This is a genomic window from Lactobacillus sp., from assembly GCF_014803895.1.
In genome coordinates this window covers 70,796-91,635 of the sequence record NZ_JAAVAU010000023.1, presented here as the reverse complement: position 1 = coordinate 91,635, position 20,840 = coordinate 70,796, and the positions used below count along the sequence as shown (strand labels likewise).

The window sequence follows — 20,840 nt, the reverse complement described above, 5'->3', positions numbered from 1 at the left end:
ACAAAAAATACCCTCCCCATGCATAACATTAGGAGGGAAAAGGTTAAAAATAAATTATTCGTTAGTTTCAATCAAGCCATAGCGACCATCATTTCTCTTGTAAACGATGCTAGTTCCATTAGTGTCAGCATCTTCAAAAATAAAGAAATCATGACCTAAAAGATCCATTTGCAAAACAGCTTCCTCTGCGTTCATTGGTTTTAAGTCTAAGTGCTTATTACGAACGATATCAAACTTCTTTGGTGCTTCCTCAACAGTTTCTTCTTCAAAGAAGTAATCCTTCAAGCCTTTTTCACGGTTTCTACGGTTGATACGTGTCTTGTACTTTCTAATTTGACGTTCCAATTTTTCAGAAACAAAGTCGATACTCTTATACATATCATCAGTAGTATCTTCTGCACGTAACAAGAGGTAAGGAAGTGGAATAGTAACTTCTACTTTTGAGCTTTCATCCTTGTAGACTTTCAAGTTTACGTGTGCAATAACGTCAGAATCCATTTCAAAGTACTTTTCAAGCTTTGATAGTCTCTTTTCAACGTAGCTTCTTAAAGCATCAGTAACTTCAATATTTTCTCCGCGAACATTGTATTTTAACATAAAAGATTCTCCTTTCAACGTTGTTACTCAACGTCTTTATTTACAATATATAGTATAGCAGATATGTAAGCGCTTAGTCCACTAATTTACCTAGCAATTGTAAAACTTTTTATAGATGCATCGGGACATACTGCAGCCAAGGCATCCCGGGCATGATACAAGGTACGTCCAGTAGTATAAATATCATCTAAAATTAAAATATTTCCTTTTAAATTTAGCTTTTCATTTACATAAAAACTTTGTAGGGTTTCTAATCTCTGTTGCCGATTCTTTTCACCTTGAGCTAGACCATCATCATGTTTTTCTAAAACTTGTATTAAGGGTACCAAAGACTTATAAATTTCACTAACGGTATCAAACTGCCGCCTTTTAAAATGTGATTCTGAGGTTGGAACTGGTACATAATAATCGGCTAATGGTAGACTTTCCCGAATTAATTCCACCAAAACTTGATACAAAATGTAATCACCATATCTTTTATAATTGACCATTACATCATGTAATGCTTGATTATACTTAAAAAGAGAGCGATTTTCTAATAATTCGCCCTTATATTCTCTTTTCCACCGCTGACAATCAACACATAAATCCACTTTTTTACCGGGGCGACTACAATTAAAACAACAATTAACTGTAATTTTTTCGAAAGTGTTCAAACAATTTGGACATACTACTTTATCATTTTGCTTTTTCATTAAAAAAAGCTTTTCAAAATTTAATTTGGGTTTGTAATTAGTATTACACAACAAACAATAACTCATTTATTCATCATTCTAATTTGCTTTTTAGCTTCTTTAATTTCTGGAGTATAGTGATGATAACAAAATATTACTTTACCTGTTTGATCATCTTGACTGCGTCCTACACGTCCAGCAATTTGTACAAGACTAGGAGTACTATAAATTTGATCATCTGCCGCTACTACAATTACTTGAACATGCTTAAAAGTTACTCCTCTTTCTAAAATTGTCGTTGTTAATAATATTTCAAATTCATTATTTCTAAAAGCTAAGACTTTTTCTTGACGATAAGAATCCTGGGCATGAACTGAAGCTATTTTTAAATTTGGAAAATATTTTTCAATAGCTTTTTGATAAAGCTCTAGTTCAAGAATTTTAGGAATAAAAATTAAAAGTGGTTTATTACTAACAATAATCTTTCTAATTTCTCTTAACAATTTTGGATGTAATTTTCCCTTTTTTAAAAAAGGACGTGTAAACATCAACTCTTGTGGTACCGGTAATAAACCACCATGAAAACGACGATTGAGAATCGAATAATCAATTATCTTCTTTTTAGCATCATTAACTAAATCTTCATCTGGGGTAGCTGATAAGTAAAAGATTGACCCATCTTCCTTAACAGCATTTTGAACTCCATAATTTAAAACCGGATTATCCCTAAAAGGAAAAGAATCTACCTCGTCAATTACTAATAAATCAAAAGCCCTAAAAAATTTAAGTAATTGATGTGTGGTACAAATTATTAATTGTTCATCTTTTGGTTCAGAATATTCACGGCCATGGTACTTACCAATTTCTACATTACCAAAAGCTATTTGTAATCTTGGAAAAAGTTCATCAACTACATCAATTCGTGGAGTAGCAATACAACATCGCCTTCCTTGTGCAAGACATTTTGCAACGACTTGAAACAACATTTCTGTTTTACCTGCCCCAGTTACAGCATGAACAAGGTGATTTCTTTTTTTCAAAAAGGATTCTATTAAATTATCAGCTACCTTTTGCTGATCTGGAGTGAGGTGTCCATTCCAAGTTAGACCCCCATCTTTAATCTTGGCATATTTTACATTTTCACAACTACGTATCAGTTCATCTCCTTCACAAATTCTGCCTAGCCCAATACAAAAACGACAGTATTTTTTACCATTAGGTAATTTATAAGTTACTAAGCTATTACATCTTACACAACGCCCCTTTTTTATGGCAGTAACTTTTTTCACTTTCAACTTTGTGGTATCGTTATTTTGATTTAGGAGCCATTGACGACCACATAATTTAATATCGTTCAATCCTCTCACCTCAATCATTAATACGCCAAGGAGGTAATTTTTTGTCAGAAAAAAAAGAATATTTAACTCTTAAAGAAAATGGTGACCATGAATTAATCATAAAAAAAAGTCGTTTCATTTGTACCATGAAACGAACCGAAAGCATTGAAGAAGCTCAAAACTTTATTACCGAAATTAGCAAGAAATACCGCGATGCTACTCACAATACATTTGCTTATACTATCGGCTTAAATGATGATCAAGTAAAAGCCAGCGACAATGGTGAACCATCTGGAACAGCTGGTATTCCTGAATTAAAAGCATTACAATTAATGAACCTCAAAAACGTCACAGCAGTTGTAACTCGCTATTTTGGGGGCATCAAACTAGGTGCTGGTGGTTTAATTCGAGCATATTCTAATTCGGTTACTGAAGCTGCTGAAGCAATTGGCGTTGTACGTTGTGTACTTCAACAAGATGTTAGCTTCGATATCCCTTATAACCGCATCGATGAAATTCATCACTATTTAGAAACTAATAATATCTTTGTCGCTAGTCAAGATTATACAACTGCTGTTACAATCACCGTTTCATTAGATTTAGGTGATATTAAAAATTTCGAACAAGATTTAACTAATTTATTAGCAGGACAAATCCAATTTACTCATGGCAAAAAACATTTTAATGAAATTCCAGTTAATACATTTAATTTTCACGAACAATGAAAAAGGAAAGTCACATTAACACGACTTTCCTTTTTATTTATCTTTTTTATTTTTATCTTTACTTTCATCACTTAAATGATGAACCTCAACCTTAGGATCCTCCTGCCCCATCTTATTAATCATCTTTTGGAAAAAGTGCATCAATGGTTTATATCTTTCACCTAATAAACCGATTGTCTCAACAAAAAGTTCTAAACCCAAAAATAACCCTAACATTAAGGGTATAATACCCCATTTAGGAGCTAAAATTGATAATAATGATACAAAAGAAAAAATTAATGATAGACCATATATCGCTAAAACAGTTTGTCGATGACTCAATCCCATCTTCATTAACTGATGGTGTAAGTGATGTTTATCAGCTTCTGAAATTGGTTGTTTATTCAATCTTCGGCGAATCATAGCATATATGGTATCTGTAATTGGTACACCCAATATTATAATTGGTACTAAAAGTGAAATAAAGGTAACGTCCTTTAGTCCTTTTAAAGAAAGTATGGCAATCATAAAGCCAATGTACAATGCACCTGTATCGCCTAAGAATATCTTAGCCGGATGAAAATTATAAGGTAAAAAACCAATTAAACATGCTGCGAGCATAATGCACATTATAGGTACATAATGTTGCCACGTATATAAAAAGAAAAAACCAACAATTCCCATCGTAATTAAGGAAATAATCGACACACCTGTTGCTAACCCATCCAAGCCATCAATTAAATTAATCGCATTGGTTAAAGCCAATATCCAAAAGATAGTAATTGGGAAGCTCCACCAGCCTAACTGAATAGTCCCTAGCCATGGAAGAGTAACTTCACTCATTTTTATTCCCGCTAAGAAATAAATTACTAAAGATGCAATGAAAATACCAAACATCTTTTGCCGAGGCTTTAATTCTAAAATATCATCGATTAAACCTGTTAAAATGATAACGCTCGAAGCTAATAAAACAGAAAATAGTTCGTGCGTAGGAAATTCATCTCTTAATAAAACAAACTGACCAATGCTAAAGGAAACAAAAATTCCCAAGCCACCAATCGTGGGCATTGGCTTTTTATTAACTCTACGTGCATTAGGATTGTCAACTGCACCTAATACAAAAGCTAATCTTCTAATAAATGGCGTAATTGCCGCAGATATTATTACTAATAAAAATATCTTTACTATTATTTGAAACATATAAAGCTACTTTCTTAATCTTCTGCTTTCAATTATACAAATAGCTTTCCGTAAAGACAATTAGACTTTTTAACTTATCATTTTTTTATAAAAAAAAGCTAGATTTCTTAGTCAACGTCTCACTTAAAGACATTAACTTTTAATCTAGCTTTTTGTTATTTAGCAATTGCAACTGCACGCTTTTCACGAATTACAGTTACCTTGATGTTACCTGGATATTCCATATCATCTTCAATTTGATTTTTGATATCACGAGCCAGAATAACAGTTCGATCATCAGAAATCTTATTAGGTTCAACCATAACTCTAATTTCACGCCCCGCTTGAATTGCATATGCTTGTGCCACTCCCTGATGACTCTTAGCGATTGTTTCTAATTGTTCTAATCGTCTAATATAATTCTCCAGTGATTCACTACGAGCACCTGGACGAGCTGAAGAAATAGTATCTGCAGCCACAACCAATTCCGCAATGAATGATAACTTAGGGACATCATCATGGTGAGCAGCGATTGCATTAACAACAATATCAGGTTCATGATACTTGCGTGCGAGTTCAACACCAATCTCAACATGGGAGCCTTCAATTTCATGATCGATAGCTTTCCCAATATCGTGTAATAATCCCGCGCGTACCGCTATTTTTTCATCTAAACCGAGCTCAGCAGCCATAACACCTGTTAATTTTCCAACTTCAATTGAGTGAGCCAAAACATTTTGCCCATACGAAGTACGATATTTTAGACGGCCAAGAATTTTAACCAATTCTGGATGCATCTTATGAATTCCAAGTTCCATCAAGGCACTCTCCCCAGCTTCATAAATATCATCATTTACTTCTTTACGTGCTTTATCAACTAACTCTTCAATTCTAGCAGGGTGAATTCGACCATCCTTAATTAAACGTTCTAAGGCTCTTTTAGCCACTTCACGCCTAATCGGATCAAATCCACTTAAAACTACTACATCAGGAGTATCATCAATAATTACATCTACACCAGTTAAAGCTTCAAACGAACGAATATTACGTCCCTCACGGCCGATAATTCGTCCTTTCATATCATCACTAGGCAAATTAACAACAGAAACTGTCTTTTCAGCAACAGTATCTGCTGCACTGCTTTGAATTGCATCAACAATAACTTGGCGCGCAAAATAATCTGCCTTGGCCTGAACTTGCTCATTACTTTCTCTAATTAAAGTAGCTCTCTCAGAAACCAATTCATCTGATAATTTATCTAGAACAATTTTTTTAGCAGCTTCTGGTTCTAATTGAGAAACTTCATAAAGTTTTTGTTCACGTTGAGCAATTAGTTCATCTGCTTTTTGATTCTTTTGCTCGACTTGAGATTGTAGTTGCTTTACACGGTTTTCCTTTTGCGTGATTTGAGCATCTTTTTTATCCAACAAATCATCTTTATGGTCAATGGCATCTTCTCTTTGTAACAAACGATTTTCTTGCCGAGAAAGCTCCTGGCGACGTTGATTTAATTCATCTTCTATTCTTTCACGATAATGATGAATTTCTTCTTGTGCCTCTAAAATTTTCTCTTTTTTAGTATCTGCAGCTTTTTTCTTCAAGTCCTCAATTGCACTTCTTTCCTTGGCAATTTCTAACTTAACTGCTTCAGCTTTATCATTAGCATCCTTTAAAATGTGCTGTGCATCATTAGCTGCATTCTTTGCCTGCTTTTCCCATTTGTTTTTACGGATTGAATAACCACCATAACCACCGATAAGAAGAGAAACAATAGCGATAGTAGCAGGAATTAAAATTGTATTTATCATTTACTATCGCCTTTTTTATAGAATTATTTACACATTAATAATAATAAAAGTATACCGTAACTATGTCAATCAAACAAAAAAGCCTAAGTTTAAAAACTGAGGCCTAATTGATTATTTTTTTGGTTTATCTTTAGTTTCTTTTTTATCTGTAGAATTTTCTTTAGTTTCTTTTATTTTTTCAGGATTTTCTCGTTCTTCAATGGAGTCTTCATCAATCCCATATGCTTTACGAACACGTACTTTAATTTCTTCATAAATATCAGGATGTTCTTCAAGATATTGTTTAGCATTCTCACGACCTTGACCAATTCGATCTTCACCATAAGAATACCAAGCACCGGCTTTGTCAACAATATCTTTTTCAACTGCCATATCGAGTAATTCACCAGTTTGGGAAATTCCTTTCCCATACATAATATCAACTTCAGCTACTCTAAATGGAGGAGCAACTTTATTCTTAACCACTTTTAATTTCGCACGATTACCAACTACTTCACTACTTTGTTTAATTTGTTCAGCACGACGAACCTCTAAGCGAATAGTTGAATAAAACTTTAAGGCACGACCTCCAGGAGTAGTCTCAGGATTACCAAACATTACTCCTACTTTTTCACGAATTTGATTAATAAAAAGTGCAATTGTCTTAGTTTTAGAAATAGTACCAGATAATTTACGTAAAGCTTGACTCATTAAACGAGCTTGCAACCCAACATGGGAATCACCCATATCTCCTTCAATTTCAGCACGAGGTACTAACGCAGCTACTGAATCCACTACAACAATATCAATAGCTCCACTAGAAATTAAAGTATCTGCAATTTGCAAACCTTCTTCACCTGTATTAGGCTGAGACAAGATTAGCGCATCAATATCTACACCTAATGCTTGAGCATAAGCAGGATCCATTGCATTTTCTGCATCAATATAAGCAGCAGTACCACCACGCTTTTGAACTTCAGCTACCGCATGAAGAGCAACTGTCGTTTTACCTGAACTTTCAGGACCATATATTTCAATAATTCTACCACGAGGATACCCACCCACACCTAAAGCGGCATCTAAAGCTAATGATCCAGTAGGAACAGTTGAAATCTGGGTATCTACTTTATCACCCATACGCATAACTGCACCCTTACCAAAGTTTTTCTCAATTTTTTTTAGCGCAGCATCCAAAGCTGCCTTTTTTTCGTCTTTAGCCACAGCAATACCTCCTTAAAAATCACCTAACAATTATACTTTGTCTAACTAGCAAAAAGCAAGAAAGGCAAATATAACTTTTGCCTTCATTTTTATATACGCATTTTAATTACCCATTCATTAAAAAAAGAGACGAAAATTTTCGCCTCTTTTAAAGCTTTACATTGAACCTTTAAACACACTCCAGGAGCCACGGAAATAATCAACTCCAGAATATACTGCAAAAATTAATGCAATATAAAGCAAAACAGTTCCAATGTAGAATGGATCACCTAAAAGTAAAAAGATAATCGACAACATTTGTGCTGTGGTTTTAATTTTACCAGGCATCTTTGCCGCAATAACTTCCCCATCATTTTCAACTACGATTAAACGTAATCCAGTAACAGCAAGTTCACGACAAACAATAATTGCAACAACCCAAGCTGGAGCTAACTTAAGACTAACTAGGAAAATAAAGGCAGTCATAGTTAACATCTTATCAGCAAGAGGATCAGCGAATTTACCGAAATTAGTAACTAATCCATTGGCACGAGCAATATGGCCATCAAGCCAATCAGTAGCAGAAGCCACTGCAAAGACAACCACAGCAGTTACTTGTAGCCACGAAATAGTTGTTCCTTGAACTATTCCTACTGGCGCAACATAGCCTCCAGTAGCACTTCTAAAAATAAGAAGTAGCATAAATACAGGAATCATAAAGATTCTGAACATTGTTAATTTATTTGGTAAATTCATTATTGGTTACTTTGACCTCCGTTAGTTTGAGAACTCGTACCAGTCTGAGTTCCAGATTGGGTGGTAGTTACCTGACTACTTTGTTGAACTTGATTGTTACTACTTTGAGTGGCAGATGATTGGCTTGTTGAAGTAGCGCTAGATGATTGCGTAGTGCTACTACTTGAACTAGCTGTAGTACTCTTAGCATTACCAAAAGCTAATTGGAGTGTTACTGGTGATGATGACTTAGCAGTAGGCACTTTTTTACCTGCAATTGTCACTGTAGTAGTTTGAGTATTACCCAATTGAAGACTCACAGTCTTTACATTTTTAGGTAACTTAATCTGATGATTCTTGTTTGCTTGTAAAGTGCCTTGCCATGATGTTTGACCATCAACATTAATTAAAGCCCACACAGTAGTTGTACCAGTACTTAACTTTAAAGTACGATTAGTTGTTAATCCAGTGATTCTAAAGGAATTAGTAGCCAACTTCTTAACTTTAACAGCACTAGTATTAGTGGCTGTCTTAGTTGAGGACTTTTTAGCAGCACTACTCTTTTTAGAACTAGAAGAAGTAACATGTGACGACACTGTTACACTTTCTGATTCACTTGCAGATTGCTGATTTGATCCTGAAAAGAAATGAGCATATACAAGATACACTACTAAAATCACAAGTAAGATACCTACTACCGTTGCAGCCTTAGGAAGATAACTCTTCCATAGTCCTTTCTTGCTATTAGTAGCCTTTTTAATCTCCTCACTCTTATTATCAATTGAATTTTCAACGTACTCCTCAGGCTTGGCCTCAGGTACTTCTGATTGAAAATCTTCTAATAATTCTTTTCCATCAAGACCTACAACATCTGCGTATTGTCTGATGAAAGCACGTACATAAAAATCGCCTGGCAGTTGATCAAATTCATCATTTTCGATAGCTGCAAGATAACGTCTTTGAATCTTGGTTATCTTTTCGACATCCTCGATCGACATACCTTTTGCTTTTCTGGCACTACGTAATTTATCTCCAATATCTGCCATAATAACCTCTCATTTTTTTCATATTCAAATATGAGTATACCAAAACTAACAGTAGTTAAACAAGCCACCCACCATCAACATATATTGTTTGCCCAGTTAAGTAATCAGCTTGGGGTGCTAATAGATTTTTTACCCAAAAAGAAATATCTTCTGGTTCAGCTAACCTACCTGCAGGAATCTCACCTTTTACTTGTTCCAAAGTCTCTTGTGAAAAAATAGCATTCATCTGTGTTGCTACTGCCCCTGGAGCAATAACATTTACTGTTAACTGGCTGGATGCAACTTCTCTACCGTACCCCTGTGCAAAACTTGTTAATCCACCTTTAGTTGCACTATAAATTGTTTCCATTGCACTAGCCTGTTCCCCATATACCGAGCCAAGAAAAATAATTCTTCCATGATCTGCTTTTAATAGCATTGGCTCAAGTAAAGATACTATCTTCAATGGCGTAGTTAAATTAACTTTTATTACTTGGTCAATTGTACTCAAATCTTGACTTCCTAAAAAGTTAAAATTAGTTATTCCATGTGCAAATATAACAGCATTAACAGGTAATAAACTGCTAATTAGTTTTTTTAAATGTTCATCACTACTACAAAAATCAAGCTTTAAAGTTAGAAAATCCTGCTTAGGATATTTATGAATTAACTCCTCACTTAAGTGAAAAACTTTTTGATGATGTTTAAAATAATGTAAATACAGTGACCAACCATCTGCAGCTAATTCATTAGCAATTGCTTGTCCAATTCCGCCAGTAGCTCCAAAAATTATTGCTCTTTTCACTTATCCGTATCCTTATCATCTAAACTATCTTCATCTGCAAAAAAATCTTTCCATAAAGATCCACTAACTGAATCTGAGGTAGGACTTGTTAGAGTCGATGTAAATATATCACTTTTAGAAATTATTTTTTTGTAGTAGTTACAAAATTCATTAAAACTTAAATTTTGAAAACGTCTTACAACTGAATCTAATCTTTCATGTTCTAACATCATTTCTCCAGCTTCAATAGCCAAATCGCTGATACTATCACGTTCACGAATCATATCGGCAAGATACTCTTTCTTTTGTAAAGTAAAAAGTTGTTCATTGCCATGAGCATTCTTAATTTGTCCTTTAATAGATTCAATTAACTTTTGATAATCAGGAGCAAAACCTGCTATAGTGGCAAAATTTCCTTGACGAGTATAGGAAACAGAAATATCCAAAGGACTTGTTACTAAGTTATCCATCTGTGCTTTTTTGAACCAATCACTCATTGTACCCAAGTTTTCTTCAAGCATGGATTCTACAACTGATTGCATTAGATTTTTACTTCTATCAAATTGCTTAAAATCAGGTAACTTAATTCCAACTATTACACGACTTGTTTCCACATCACCAGCAATAACTGCATCATGTTTTTGCTCAGGTAAAGAATTAATTTCACCTTCTGTATTTTTTTGTCCATCAGAAATATATTTATTCTCAAGTTTTCCAACTTCACGTAAAATTTCTTTAGCTTGATTTTGACTAAAACCACCACAAGCAATGAACTTCATATTTTTTGCAAAATAATTAGCATGATAAATTTCTTCTAAGCTTTCTGGTGTCATCGTCAAGATTGAAGTATGAGTACCAGCTAAGTCAACAGCTAAATTACTATTAGGAAACATCATTTCTAACAATTTATGGCGCGCTTCCCATAAAACATCATCTTGATACATACTTAGTTCCTGATTAATAATATGTGCCTCCTTAGCAATATTTTTTTCAGTAAAACCTGTTATACCAACTAATTTAAAAAGCAATGGTATTACTTTACGCCAATGATCAGTCATTTCTGCATAAAACATTGTTTCATTTTCAGATGTAAAAGCATTAGTTACCGCTCCCACTTCTTCAAATTGATGTGCAATATCATTATCTTTTTTATTAAACAACATATGCTCTAAAAAATGTGCACCACCAGGTACTTTTTGCGGATCGGCTCCACCAAAATCCACAATAATTCCCATAAATTGCTTGAAAAACTGTGGACGGATAATGATTTGTGCCTCAAATCCCGAAGGATAAGTTCTTTTTAAAATATCTAATTCTCTCATAGTAAGCAGTATCTTTCATTTAAAAATAATTCTTGACTAAATTTCACCATATCATCTATGGTAAATTTTTTAACATAATTTATTCTTTTTTCGAATGTCATATCGCGACCACGCAAATTATTAGCTAACATTTGAATCAGATCAACACTTTGGTCATCTTGAGAGATTTGATATTGTCGCACCAAGCTGCGCTTAGCTCGCTTAAATAAATCTGTATCCACTTTACCATTTTGTAAATTTTCAATTGAATGAGTAATAATTTTATTTACTTGGTTAATTTTTGATTTATCCACGGCAGTACTAATAACAAACATAGAATTATTAAGATAATCATCTGCAGCAACTGAATAAGCAGCCCCTAAATCTTCTCTTATTTTTCTAAAAAGTTCTGAATATTCATCTCCTGCTAAATAATTGCTTAATATTAATCCACCAAACTGATTCAAGACAATTGATTTATTAATATCAAATCCATATCCGGTTATAATATGAGCTTGTAAATTATCAAAATTTTCTGTATTTTTATGAAAATCTTTTACTGCTGGAATAGCAACTTGCTTAACTTCAAATTCCTGTGAAAAGCCAGTCCAGTCAAGATAAGGCTGAACTAAATCCGTTAAAGTATCTGCATCCCTAGCCTGCCCCAAGCAAATTGCGGGGCTATGAGTTAATTCCTTATAAAATTGACGAATATCATCTAACTGAGCGCCAATAAATTCTTCTTCATCCCCCCACATCATATCCTTAAAGTCAGGCTCATTACGATACCAATTCGAAAGAAAATGTTGCATCGCCATTCGTCCTGGTAAATCATAATATCTTTCCATCATGTTATGAAGTCTACTCTTTGAAATTTCGAGGAGTCGTTCTTCAAAAAGTGGTTTTTTTACAATATCAAAAAATGTATCAATTATCTTTCCATAGGTATAATCGGGATTCAGAATCTCCCTTGGCTCAATAAAATTTGCCACATAAGACATCACAATTTGATTACCAAACACCTCAGGCATAATATCTAAACTCATATCATATAAGTTAGATAATGAACGAGACTGCATTTCAACAGAAGGATAAGTTCTAGTAGCACTACTTTGCATTGTAGCTAAAATATTTGCTAAAGCTAAATTTTTAGGAGTTAGTGGTATACGCAAAAAACAGCCCAAAGAGGCTGTTGTAAATTTTAAATTGTATTCAATTTCAAGATTTGTCATTATTAATTATCCTCATCTTTTTTAGGAGGTGGAACTAACACCTGTCGGGGCTTAGAGCCTTCTGATGGTCCCACTATTCCCTTTGATTCCATTTCGTCTACAATTCTAGCAGCACGATTATAACCAATTCTAAAACGTCTCTGCAGCATTGATACACTAGCTGATTGCTGCCGCCGAACTAAATCAACTGCTTGACTATAAAATTCATCTTCAGGCTCATCATCTGATAGTGCGGTACTTTCGTCATCCTTTTTTGAAGGAATCATATCTTCATTATACTGCGCTTCTTGTTGATTTTTGACCCATTCAACTACCTTTTCCACTTCATCAACTGAAATGTAGGCCCCTTGAACACGCTCCGGCTTAGGAGCTCCAATTGGTAAAAAGAGCATATCTCCTCGACCAAGTAACTTTTCCGCTCCTACTTGATCTAAAATAGTTCTTGAATCTACCCCACTAGAAACTGTAAATGAGATTCTAGAAGGAACATTAGCTTTAATCAAACCAGTAATAACGTCTACACTCGGGCGCTGAGTAGCTAAAATCATATGAATCCCTGCTGCACGAGCCATTTGGGCTAAACGTACAATTGCATCTTCTACTTCACGTCCGGCTACCATCATTAAATCACTTAACTCATCAACGATCACCACAATATACGGTAACTTTTCCATAACTGAATTTTCAGTATTAGCGTTATTCTCGGCAACCTTTTGATTATATTCTGTGATATTTCTAACGCCCCCAGCTGCAAAAAGTTTATATCTTCTTTCCATTTCTTTAACAGTTTTTCTAAGAGCATTAGCAGCTAATTTCGCATCTGTCACTACAGGTATCAGTAAGTGAGGTACACCATTATACACAGAAAGTTCTACCATTTTAGGATCTATTAAAACAAGCTTAACATCTTCTGGACGAGACTTCATCAAAATACTGGTAATAATTGTATTGATAGCAACCGACTTACCAGAGCCAGTAGAACCTGCAATTAAGAGGTGTGGCATTTTACGTAAATCGGCTGAAATAGTTAGTCCCTCCACATCTTTACCTAAAGGCACCGACAAAGATATTTCTTTTGATTTTTTATCCTGATGAAGCATAACATCTTTAAATGCTACTGCCGAAGTTGAACGATTTGGAACTTCTATACCCACTAGAGGTTTGCCTGGAATCGGTGCTTCAATTCTAATATCTTTTGCAGCTAAAGCCAAAGCTAGGTCATCTGCTAAATTAACAATTTTACTTACTTTTACACCTACTGCAGGTTGTACTTCATAACGTGTAACTGTTGGACCTAGCACAGCTTTCTTAACAATTACTTTTACACCAAAACTTTTAAAAGTTGATTCTAAAATTTGTGTATTTTTCTGTATTAATTCCTTATCTTGAGTCTGATCAATTGGTTTTATTGGACTTAATAAACTCAAGGGTGGCATAACGTAGTTTTTGCTAGGAGCATGAGAAGATTTAACACTATCAGAGGTAGCTGTTTCAACGTCTTTCTTCTTGGCTTCAAAATCAATTTTTTTATCTTCTTCTATGTGTCCATGAGAAGGAGGTAAATTATTACTTTCATCATCTAAATGAGTGATGATTGGCGTTGTTTCGATAGCCTCCGTCTCAGGAGTTTGATTTTCTTGAGCTATCTCAATTTTAGGTTCTACTATTTCATCCTTTAAATTTTGTGATTTATCCTCCTGAATCGGATCATTAGGGGAAAAATCACTTAAGTCTGGAAAAGTATCATCATGATTATTAATTGGATCTTTTAATTTTTCACGATTATCCGGTTCTGCTCTCATTTCTCGCTTTTTATCAACGAAATCGACATATTTATTTTTTATCTTATCCCCAGCATCTTTATTCTTTTCAATCAATAATTGTGAAGAATTTTGAAAACTGTGTAATAAGCTTAAAAACTTAACATTAAAAATCATTAAAATGCCAATTAACATTGCTAAGAATGCAATAACTTTGCTTCCAATATCTCCAAATAGCGGAAATAATCCTTGATAAATAAAGGCGCCAACAAGTCCTCCTCCAACACTAGTAGTATTTTGACCTCGAGAAAATTCATTTCCTATATCATGTAAAAAAGTGTTGATAAATCCATGATTAACCATTAAATTTTCAAAATAAATACTGCTTTGGAAAAAAGTTAAACCTAAATAAAATAAAATCAAACCATAAGTCTTACGCTTACCCCACTTAGGTGGTTTATTGTAAATAATCATTACTAAACCAAAAATCCCCATAATCAGACTAGCTAAATAATGACTATCTCCCACAAAAAAACGCAAGCAATTTGTTAATTGTCGACTAAAAAGTCCAAAATGAACACAACTTAAGATTGCAATTAAAAGTAAGACTATTCCAGTAAAAGCCCAGGTATAATCTTGCTTTTTTTGTTTTTTAGGACGTTTAGAAATTTTCTTTTTGGTGCGCTTATTTTTTTGCGCCATTATACATCTTCCTAATCGTTGTCAGTTTTCAAATTATCGTCATCTTTCACATCAATAGTACTGATAGAATCATTTTCTTTATCAAAATTAGATTCAAAACTTAAATTTACTGGCTGCTCCATAGTTACTTGAGTTACCTCGTAAGTTAAAGTTTCAATTTCTTCAACTAAAGGACGAGATATTAATTGATATTCTTGTGGACTCAAATCAGTTCCATCACCAAAGTAGCCTTCAAATTGTACAATTCTAGTGATTAAACCACTAACAGTAAATTGTCCAGGCGCTGGTGCTACTTCAAAGGGAACAGCAATTTCAAAATATCTACCATCTTTTCCTTCATCTTGTGTACCATCATCTCGAGTTTGTACTACTTGCCGTAAAGATACATTAACTTCATTTTTCACCACTGGTTCTTCATTAATATCGTAGTGAAAATTACGCACTAAAACTGGGGTCATATTCTTAAATTCCATTATTTATCTTCTCCTAAATTTCTTTCATATCTTTCGGGACGACTGTAACTGTCCTTTAATTTATCATTTTCATAATGGTGACTTTTTTCCATATTTGGAAAGCCTTGCTGACGCAATGCCTCAAGTAAAACCATCGCTACTGAGTTAGATAAATTATAACACCGAATATTATCAGACATCGGTATTCTTAAATTACGATCGTAATATTCTCTCATAAAAGTTTCTGGTAAACCCGTAGTTTCTTTACCAAAAACAAAATAATAATCTTTATCAGGATCAGTATAATCAACTTGGGCATAATTTTTAGATGAAAACTTTGAAATTAAATACATTTCATCTTTTGGACCTAAACTTTCTAAAAAAGTATTCAAGTCATCATGCCGGCGAATATCAACTTTATCCCAATAATCTAAACCTGCACGTTTCATCTTTTTATCATCAAGTTGAAAACCTAAAGGTTCAATCAAATCTAAAACAGTATTTGTACCCGCACATGTACGAGCAATATTTCCTGTATTAGCTGGCATTACTGGTTCATATAATACAACATGATTAGTCATTATTACGTCTCCTTAAAAAAAACGTAGCACCCATTGAAATCTAAGTACCACGTTAAAACTACAATTTTTATTTTACTATTTACTTGTTAGCTTATCATCATTCTTTACTACTTTTTTTGGTGCAGGTTCTACTTCATCGTACAAACTAGACACTTGCTTATAGTAGTTAAAAAGACGGGTAACGATAATTTTTACAACTGCATAAATAGGAATAGCGAAAATAACCCCTCCTAGTCCAGCCACTGCACTAGCACCAATTAATAAAAGAATAGTTGTAACAGGATTCATATCCATTTTACTTCCCATTACTAATGGCGAAATGACACGGCCTTCAATAGTCTGTTCAATTGCAAAAACAATGATAACCTTGACCAACATCATTGGTGAATTCATAATTCCCAAAATTAAAGCTGGAATAATAGCAATAAAAGTTCCAAAATATGGAATCATATTCAAAATACCCGCTGCAATTGCCAATACTACTCCATATTGGAGACCAATAACTGAATAACCAATTGCAAACATTACCCCTACCCAGAAAGCTACCGTAATTTGTCCTCGAATATACGAAGAAATAGCTTGGTTAATATCATGCAATAATTCACTAAAGCTTGCTTGCATTTTCTTTGGAGCAACCCGAGCAATGTATGGCTTCAAATTATGACCGTCTTTTAGCATAAAGAATAATACAAACGGAGCTGTTAACACCGTCATGAAAATCATTGTTAAGACGTTCACAGCCGAAGAAATATTATTAATAGCAATTGTTATACTTTGCTGCCCCGCCTTAATTATCTTATCTTGAGCATTAGAAATAGATTTATTAATATTTCCTCTTACTTCACTTAAACGGGGATCATGTAATGCAGATTCAACTGTTTTTTGTGCATCATTCCAGTATTTTGGCCAATTTTTTATTAATGAATTAGTTTGTTGTTGAAGCACCGGAACAATTGAAACAATTATCCAAATGAATAGAATAACTACAATAACATATAAGATTGCGATGCTTAAAATACGAGGAAAATGAGCTTTTTTTTCTAAAAAATCAACCACTGGATTCATTAAATAATACTGAACCATGGCTAACAAGACAGGTGGCAAGATAGCATTAAAAAATGTCCAAAACGGATTTAAAACAAATGAAATCTTGTTGAATACAAAAATTATCAAGAAAAAAAGCAATAAATTTAATAAAACAACACTAAATTTATTATCTAAAAACCAACGTATAAAAACATCGTTTTTACGTTTTTCATGGTTTTCCATAAAAATTACATCCTTAACTTTCTATTCTTACAGTAAAATATTTTATCTATGTTCATAACTAATCCAGTCTCCAACTGCTACCATTGGTAGTGGATCTTCTTCATCTTTTTCAAGATAAATAGCGTTTTTAAGTGGTTTTTTTGGAACTTCATCAGTAAAAACTAATGTTGCATGACCAATAGCCTTTATATTCATTTCAACCATTAGCCCTACATATAAAATCAAAAACGTTTTACCATCAATTGTAATAGTATCATCTTTTTTCAAAATAAAGTTGTTCGGTGCACTAGCTTTATCAAATTTCTGAATAACAGATACTCTCTTTAAATTATCAGTTGCTGTCTCATTAAATAAAATAATTATATTTTCATTAGGACTAATGGCTTCAGGCCCAACTGCTTCAATCGTTGAATTCCACTTCATCATTCTCCTCCTTACATTAAGATTTTATCATAACTTCTTCTTCAAAAAAGCCTTATCTACTGCACCAAAGTAAGTCTTTTCATGATATACTCAAAATCGGTCATAATAAAAGGAGGAATTAAATTATGAAGATTTGGTTCGGTGGCTATACAAGTCACGATTCAAAAGGTATTTATCAAGGCCAAGTCAAATCTACTGACTCAGATGTTAAAATTGAAAACATTAAAAATGTCATTCAAACTAGAAAACCATCTTATTTTCAAATTAATGACAAATTAATTTTCACTATTGCTCAAGAAATTGACAATCAAGCTGGAATAGCCAGTTATTCAAGAGATTTTTCTCAACTAGATAGCTATATACATCCTGGTGCTGCTCCATGTTACATAGGCATTAATAACAAAAAGAAATTGCTTTATACGGCTAACTATCATCTAGCTACACTTAATGTTTTTTCTTTCAATTCAAACGGAAAAATTACTTTAGTAGCTTCAACTAAACATGATGGTTCTGGTCCACGTCCGGAACAGGATTCTGCTCATCCTCATTTTTTTGATGAAACTCCAGCAGGCAATTTAGTTTCCTGTGATTTAGGAACAGATAGCGTAGACTTTTATAAGTTGGAAAATAACAAGCTAATTCATCTAGCTCAATATCAAATGGAAAAAGGCTTCGGTACTCGTCATATTACCTTTTCTCCAGATGGTAAAATGATGTATATTGTTGGAGAGTTATCTAGCCAAGTGAACGTTGCATCCCTTAATGAAAATACTTGGGAATTTAAAAACTTAGGTACTTATAAAACTATTCCTGAAGATTTTGAAAATTATAATGGTGCGGCTGCAATTCGTCTCTCTAAAGATGGAAAGTTTTTATATATTTCTAATCGTGGTGACGATTCACTTGTTGTTTTTAAAGTCTTAGATAATGGCCACTTAGAAAAGATTCAGCGAATTTCTACCTTTGGCTCATTTCCACGCGACTTTAACTGGGATGAAAATCAAGAGTACTTAGTAGCTGCTAACCAAAATACTAATAATGCAACTCTATATCGTCGTAATCCTCGTAGTGGTACCCTTACTCCTATTCAAAAAGATATTTCTGCTCCAGAAGCTACTCGAGTTTTATTTACTAATAATTAACTTAGAAAGGAAAAACAATGCTCGAATTTTTAAAAGCAATTATTTTAGGAATTATTGAAGGGGTTACAGAATTCCTTCCTATTTCCTCAACCGGTCACCTTTACCTAGCTAACTACTTTATTCATTTAGACCAGCCAAAAGCTTTCATTGATATGTTTATGGTAGTTATCCAACTAGGTGCCATTCTTAGTGTTATTGTCCTATACTTTAAAAAACTGAATCCTTTTTCACCCTCTAAAACGCCTGTCGAACGTAAAAACACGTGGACTCTATGGTTTAAAGTTATTGTAGCCGTGATTCCATCAATTATTGTTGGCTTGCCATTAGATGATTGGTTAGACGCTCATATGACTACTTGGCAAGTAATTTCTGCTACTTTGATTATTTATGGTATTTTATTCATTGTCTTAGAAAACTATTACGAAAAAAAGAAACCTACTACTACAACATTAGGTGAATTAAGTTATCAAATGGCTTTAATTATCGGTTGTTTCCAGGTTCTTTCTTTAATTCCTGGTACATCTCGCTCTGGTGCAACAATTCTAGGTGCAATGCTCATTGGAGCTTCTCGTTATGTAGCAACTGAATTTTCATTCTTCTTGGGAATTCCAACAATGTTTGGTGCTTCAATTTTGAAAATCTTTAAATATTTCCATGAAGGAAATGTATTTGTTGGTAATCAGTTAGCCGTCTTACTTATCGGAATGATTGTCTCATTTATTGTTGCTTACCTTTCAATCAAGTTCTTACTTAACTATGTCAAGACTCATAACTTTAAACCATTTGGTTGGTACAGAATTGCTTTAGGTATTATAATCATTATTGTCGGTACTCTCTTTGCAAGATAACAAAAAAGATTACGATTAAATTCGTAATCTTTTTTTATGCATTTTTATCCAAAGATTTTTTTCTGGCTAAATAAGTTTTTCTAATATATTTTCCAGCCTGAGAGAGATCCTTAGTAGTCCAGTTTGAGGTTTGCGTAGTAGATGAATTAAGCAAAGCTGACGTTTCATTCTTATTACTCAAACTCCAGCAGAAGTAACTAATATCGTACTTATTCAATAACTTCATCCACTTGTTAGCTTGAGTAGTATTAATTGTGCCATTCCCGCTAGCTGGAGAAAGGCCAAATTCAGAAACGATTACCGGCAATTTTTTCTTTCTAGCATAAACTAACTTAGCAGGTAAATATTGATTATGACTTGCTTCACCAGCATAAAAATGTAAAGCATACATCAAATTCTTATAGCCTTTAATTGGACTATTGGCAACCTCATTAGAAGTTCCAGTGGTCCCTAATTGTGACCAAGTCGGTGTACCGACAATAATAATTGAGTTTTTATTATACTTACGAATGGTTTTTATAATTGTTTTTGAGTATGATTTAATGCTGCTCCAACTACAATTATTTGGCTCATTACAAATTTCATAAATTACATGATTATTATTTTTGTATTTTTTAGCCATCGTAGTAAAAAACTTCTTGGCCTGACTCCCACAATTATTAGGATTTTGATTAAGAACGTGCCAATCAATGACGACATACATCCCTAAATTAGTAGCTGCACTAACACCTTTGTAAACTAAAGAACGTAATTGAGCTTGATTACCACCAGTACAATAACCATTATATTGATCTGGATATAAGGCCAATCTAACCGCATTTACACCCCAGTTATCACGTATAGTCTTAAAAGCAGCTTGATTGAGATAAGAATAACCAACATCCCAATTAATTCCGTGAGTACTTATACCACGTAATTGGAACTTTTTGCCGCGTTTGTCAACTAAATCTGCTCCCCTCACCTGCAAGCGACCATGCTCTGAATATGGCGTTGTTGCTTGAACTAAATTAGGAGTTTTGAAATAAACTATACTAATACAGGTGATTAAAGCTATTAAAAGAAGTTTTATCTTTTTATTCTTCATTCTCCCCATCTTTTCTTACAACTA

Annotated in this window: 20 protein-coding genes; 3 read left to right on the top strand and 17 right to left on the bottom strand. The window is 33.7% G+C overall.

The features are described 5' to 3' along the window. Positions 1-54: 54 nt before the first annotated feature. From raiA to HDR40_RS07290, 3 genes are all read right to left on the bottom strand, one after another. Positions 55-597 (bottom strand): ribosome-associated translation inhibitor RaiA, encoded by a 543-nt coding sequence (gene raiA, locus HDR40_RS07300; protein WP_290627924.1) that lies wholly within the window; start codon positions 595-597, stop codon positions 55-57. Between the two features lie 86 nt (positions 598-683). Then, positions 684-1,292: a ComF family protein gene (locus HDR40_RS07295; RefSeq protein WP_290627922.1), complete on the bottom strand. Its 609-nt coding sequence runs from the start codon at positions 1,290-1,292 to the stop codon at positions 684-686. Between the two features lie 62 nt (positions 1,293-1,354). Next, positions 1,355-2,629, bottom strand: coding sequence for a helicase-related protein (locus HDR40_RS07290; RefSeq protein ID WP_290627920.1), 1,275 nt, complete (start codon positions 2,627-2,629; stop codon positions 1,355-1,357). Positions 2,630-2,670: 41 nt separating this feature from the next. Here HDR40_RS07290 and HDR40_RS07285 point away from each other — a divergent pair, with 41 nt between their 5' ends. Next, positions 2,671-3,333: a YigZ family protein gene (locus HDR40_RS07285; protein WP_290627918.1), complete on the top strand. Its 663-nt coding sequence runs from the start codon at positions 2,671-2,673 to the stop codon at positions 3,331-3,333. A gap of 33 nt (positions 3,334-3,366) precedes the next feature. Here the strand turns inward: HDR40_RS07285 and HDR40_RS07280 are convergent, their stop codons facing one another. The 13 genes from HDR40_RS07280 to HDR40_RS07220 form a co-directional block, all read right to left on the bottom strand. Then, positions 3,367-4,512 (bottom strand): MraY family glycosyltransferase, encoded by a 1,146-nt coding sequence (locus HDR40_RS07280; RefSeq protein WP_290627916.1) that lies wholly within the window; start codon positions 4,510-4,512, stop codon positions 3,367-3,369. Positions 4,513-4,667: 155 nt separating this feature from the next. Beyond that, positions 4,668-6,299 carry a ribonuclease Y gene (rny, locus tag HDR40_RS07275; protein ID WP_290627914.1) on the bottom strand — a complete coding sequence of 544 codons (1,632 nt, stop codon included), beginning with the start codon at positions 6,297-6,299 and terminating at the stop codon, positions 4,668-4,670. Between the two features lie 111 nt (positions 6,300-6,410). Beyond that, a complete protein-coding gene (recA, locus tag HDR40_RS07270) occupies positions 6,411-7,499 on the bottom strand; it encodes a recombinase RecA (RefSeq protein WP_290627912.1) in 1,089 nt (362 codons plus the stop codon). A 156-nt stretch (positions 7,500-7,655) separates the two neighbouring features. Further along, entirely contained in the window at positions 7,656-8,234 is a 579-nt protein-coding gene (gene pgsA, locus HDR40_RS07265; protein WP_290627910.1) for a CDP-diacylglycerol--glycerol-3-phosphate 3-phosphatidyltransferase, read from the bottom strand. Beyond that, entirely contained in the window at positions 8,234-9,259 is a 1,026-nt protein-coding gene (locus HDR40_RS07260) for a RodZ domain-containing protein (RefSeq protein WP_290627908.1), read from the bottom strand. The genes pgsA and HDR40_RS07260 overlap by 1 nt, the downstream gene beginning before the upstream one ends. Before the next feature lie 55 nt (positions 9,260-9,314). Next, the gene (locus HDR40_RS07255) at positions 9,315-10,043 is read right to left on the bottom strand and encodes an SDR family oxidoreductase (protein ID WP_290627906.1); all 729 of its coding nucleotides are present in this window, start codon (positions 10,041-10,043) and stop codon (positions 9,315-9,317) included. Further along, complete coding sequence (locus HDR40_RS07250; RefSeq protein ID WP_290627904.1) at positions 10,040-11,344, bottom strand: pitrilysin family protein; 1,305 nt, start codon at positions 11,342-11,344, stop codon at positions 10,040-10,042. Before HDR40_RS07250 ends, HDR40_RS07255 begins: the two co-directional genes overlap by 4 nt. After that, on the bottom strand, positions 11,341-12,555 hold the full coding sequence (locus tag HDR40_RS07245; protein ID WP_290627902.1) for an insulinase family protein: 1,215 nt from the start codon (positions 12,553-12,555) through the stop codon (positions 11,341-11,343). Before HDR40_RS07245 ends, HDR40_RS07250 begins: the two co-directional genes overlap by 4 nt. 2 nt (positions 12,556-12,557) lie before the next feature. Then, complete coding sequence (locus tag HDR40_RS07240) at positions 12,558-15,017, bottom strand: DNA translocase FtsK (protein ID WP_290627900.1); 2,460 nt, start codon at positions 15,015-15,017, stop codon at positions 12,558-12,560. Positions 15,018-15,028: 11 nt separating this feature from the next. After that, entirely contained in the window at positions 15,029-15,490 is a 462-nt protein-coding gene (locus tag HDR40_RS07235) for a DUF1149 family protein (protein WP_290627898.1), read from the bottom strand. Next, entirely contained in the window at positions 15,490-16,050 is a 561-nt protein-coding gene (gene trmL / locus HDR40_RS07230; protein ID WP_290627896.1) for a tRNA (uridine(34)/cytosine(34)/5-carboxymethylaminomethyluridine(34)-2'-O)-methyltransferase TrmL, read from the bottom strand. The genes HDR40_RS07235 and trmL overlap by 1 nt, the downstream gene beginning before the upstream one ends. A 75-nt stretch (positions 16,051-16,125) precedes the next feature. Next, positions 16,126-17,319, bottom strand: a complete 1,194-nt coding sequence (locus HDR40_RS07225; protein ID WP_290627894.1) for an AI-2E family transporter — start codon at positions 17,317-17,319, stop codon at positions 16,126-16,128. A 42-nt stretch (positions 17,320-17,361) separates the two neighbouring features. Further along, on the bottom strand, positions 17,362-17,742 hold the full coding sequence (locus HDR40_RS07220; RefSeq protein WP_290627892.1) for a PTS glucitol/sorbitol transporter subunit IIA: 381 nt from the start codon (positions 17,740-17,742) through the stop codon (positions 17,362-17,364). Positions 17,743-17,867: 125 nt separating this feature from the next. Between HDR40_RS07220 and HDR40_RS07215 the strand changes: the two genes are divergently transcribed. Then, positions 17,868-18,884 carry a lactonase family protein gene (locus HDR40_RS07215; RefSeq protein WP_290627890.1) on the top strand — a complete coding sequence of 339 codons (1,017 nt, stop codon included), beginning with the start codon at positions 17,868-17,870 and terminating at the stop codon, positions 18,882-18,884. 17 nt (positions 18,885-18,901) lie between these two features. Beyond that, positions 18,902-19,732, top strand: coding sequence for an undecaprenyl-diphosphate phosphatase (locus tag HDR40_RS07210; RefSeq protein ID WP_290627888.1), 831 nt, complete (start codon positions 18,902-18,904; stop codon positions 19,730-19,732). Positions 19,733-19,766: 34 nt separating this feature from the next. Here the strand turns inward: HDR40_RS07210 and HDR40_RS07205 are convergent, their stop codons facing one another. Continuing rightward, the gene (locus HDR40_RS07205) at positions 19,767-20,816 is read right to left on the bottom strand and encodes a glycoside hydrolase family 5 protein (protein WP_290627871.1); all 1,050 of its coding nucleotides are present in this window, start codon (positions 20,814-20,816) and stop codon (positions 19,767-19,769) included. Positions 20,817-20,840 lie beyond the last annotated feature (24 nt).

Coding starts and splice junctions, on each gene's coding strand:
- raiA (WP_290627924.1), bottom strand. CDS start 597: ATGTTAAAATACAATGTTCGCGGAGAAAATATTGAAGTTACTGATGCT.
- HDR40_RS07295 (WP_290627922.1), bottom strand. CDS start 1,292: ATGAAAAAGCAAAATGATAAAGTAGTATGTCCAAATTGTTTGAACACT.
- HDR40_RS07280 (WP_290627916.1), bottom strand. CDS start 4,512: ATGTTTCAAATAATAGTAAAGATATTTTTATTAGTAATAATATCTGCG.
- rny (WP_290627914.1), bottom strand. CDS start 6,299: ATGATAAATACAATTTTAATTCCTGCTACTATCGCTATTGTTTCTCTT.
- pgsA (WP_290627910.1), bottom strand. CDS start 8,234: ATGAATTTACCAAATAAATTAACAATGTTCAGAATCTTTATGATTCCT.
- HDR40_RS07260 (WP_290627908.1), bottom strand. CDS start 9,259: ATGGCAGATATTGGAGATAAATTACGTAGTGCCAGAAAAGCAAAAGGT.
- HDR40_RS07250 (WP_290627904.1), bottom strand. CDS start 11,344: ATGAGAGAATTAGATATTTTAAAAAGAACTTATCCTTCGGGATTTGAG.
- HDR40_RS07245 (WP_290627902.1), bottom strand. CDS start 12,555: ATGACAAATCTTGAAATTGAATACAATTTAAAATTTACAACAGCCTCT.
- HDR40_RS07240 (WP_290627900.1), bottom strand. CDS start 15,017: ATGGCGCAAAAAAATAAGCGCACCAAAAAGAAAATTTCTAAACGTCCT.
- HDR40_RS07235 (WP_290627898.1), bottom strand. CDS start 15,490: ATGGAATTTAAGAATATGACCCCAGTTTTAGTGCGTAATTTTCACTAC.
- trmL (WP_290627896.1), bottom strand. CDS start 16,050: ATGACTAATCATGTTGTATTATATGAACCAGTAATGCCAGCTAATACA.
- HDR40_RS07225 (WP_290627894.1), bottom strand. CDS start 17,319: ATGGAAAACCATGAAAAACGTAAAAACGATGTTTTTATACGTTGGTTT.
- HDR40_RS07220 (WP_290627892.1), bottom strand. CDS start 17,742: ATGAAGTGGAATTCAACGATTGAAGCAGTTGGGCCTGAAGCCATTAGT.
- HDR40_RS07215 (WP_290627890.1), top strand. CDS start 17,868: ATGAAGATTTGGTTCGGTGGCTATACAAGTCACGATTCAAAAGGTATT.
- HDR40_RS07210 (WP_290627888.1), top strand. CDS start 18,902: ATGCTCGAATTTTTAAAAGCAATTATTTTAGGAATTATTGAAGGGGTT.
- HDR40_RS07205 (WP_290627871.1), bottom strand. CDS start 20,816: ATGAAGAATAAAAAGATAAAACTTCTTTTAATAGCTTTAATCACCTGT.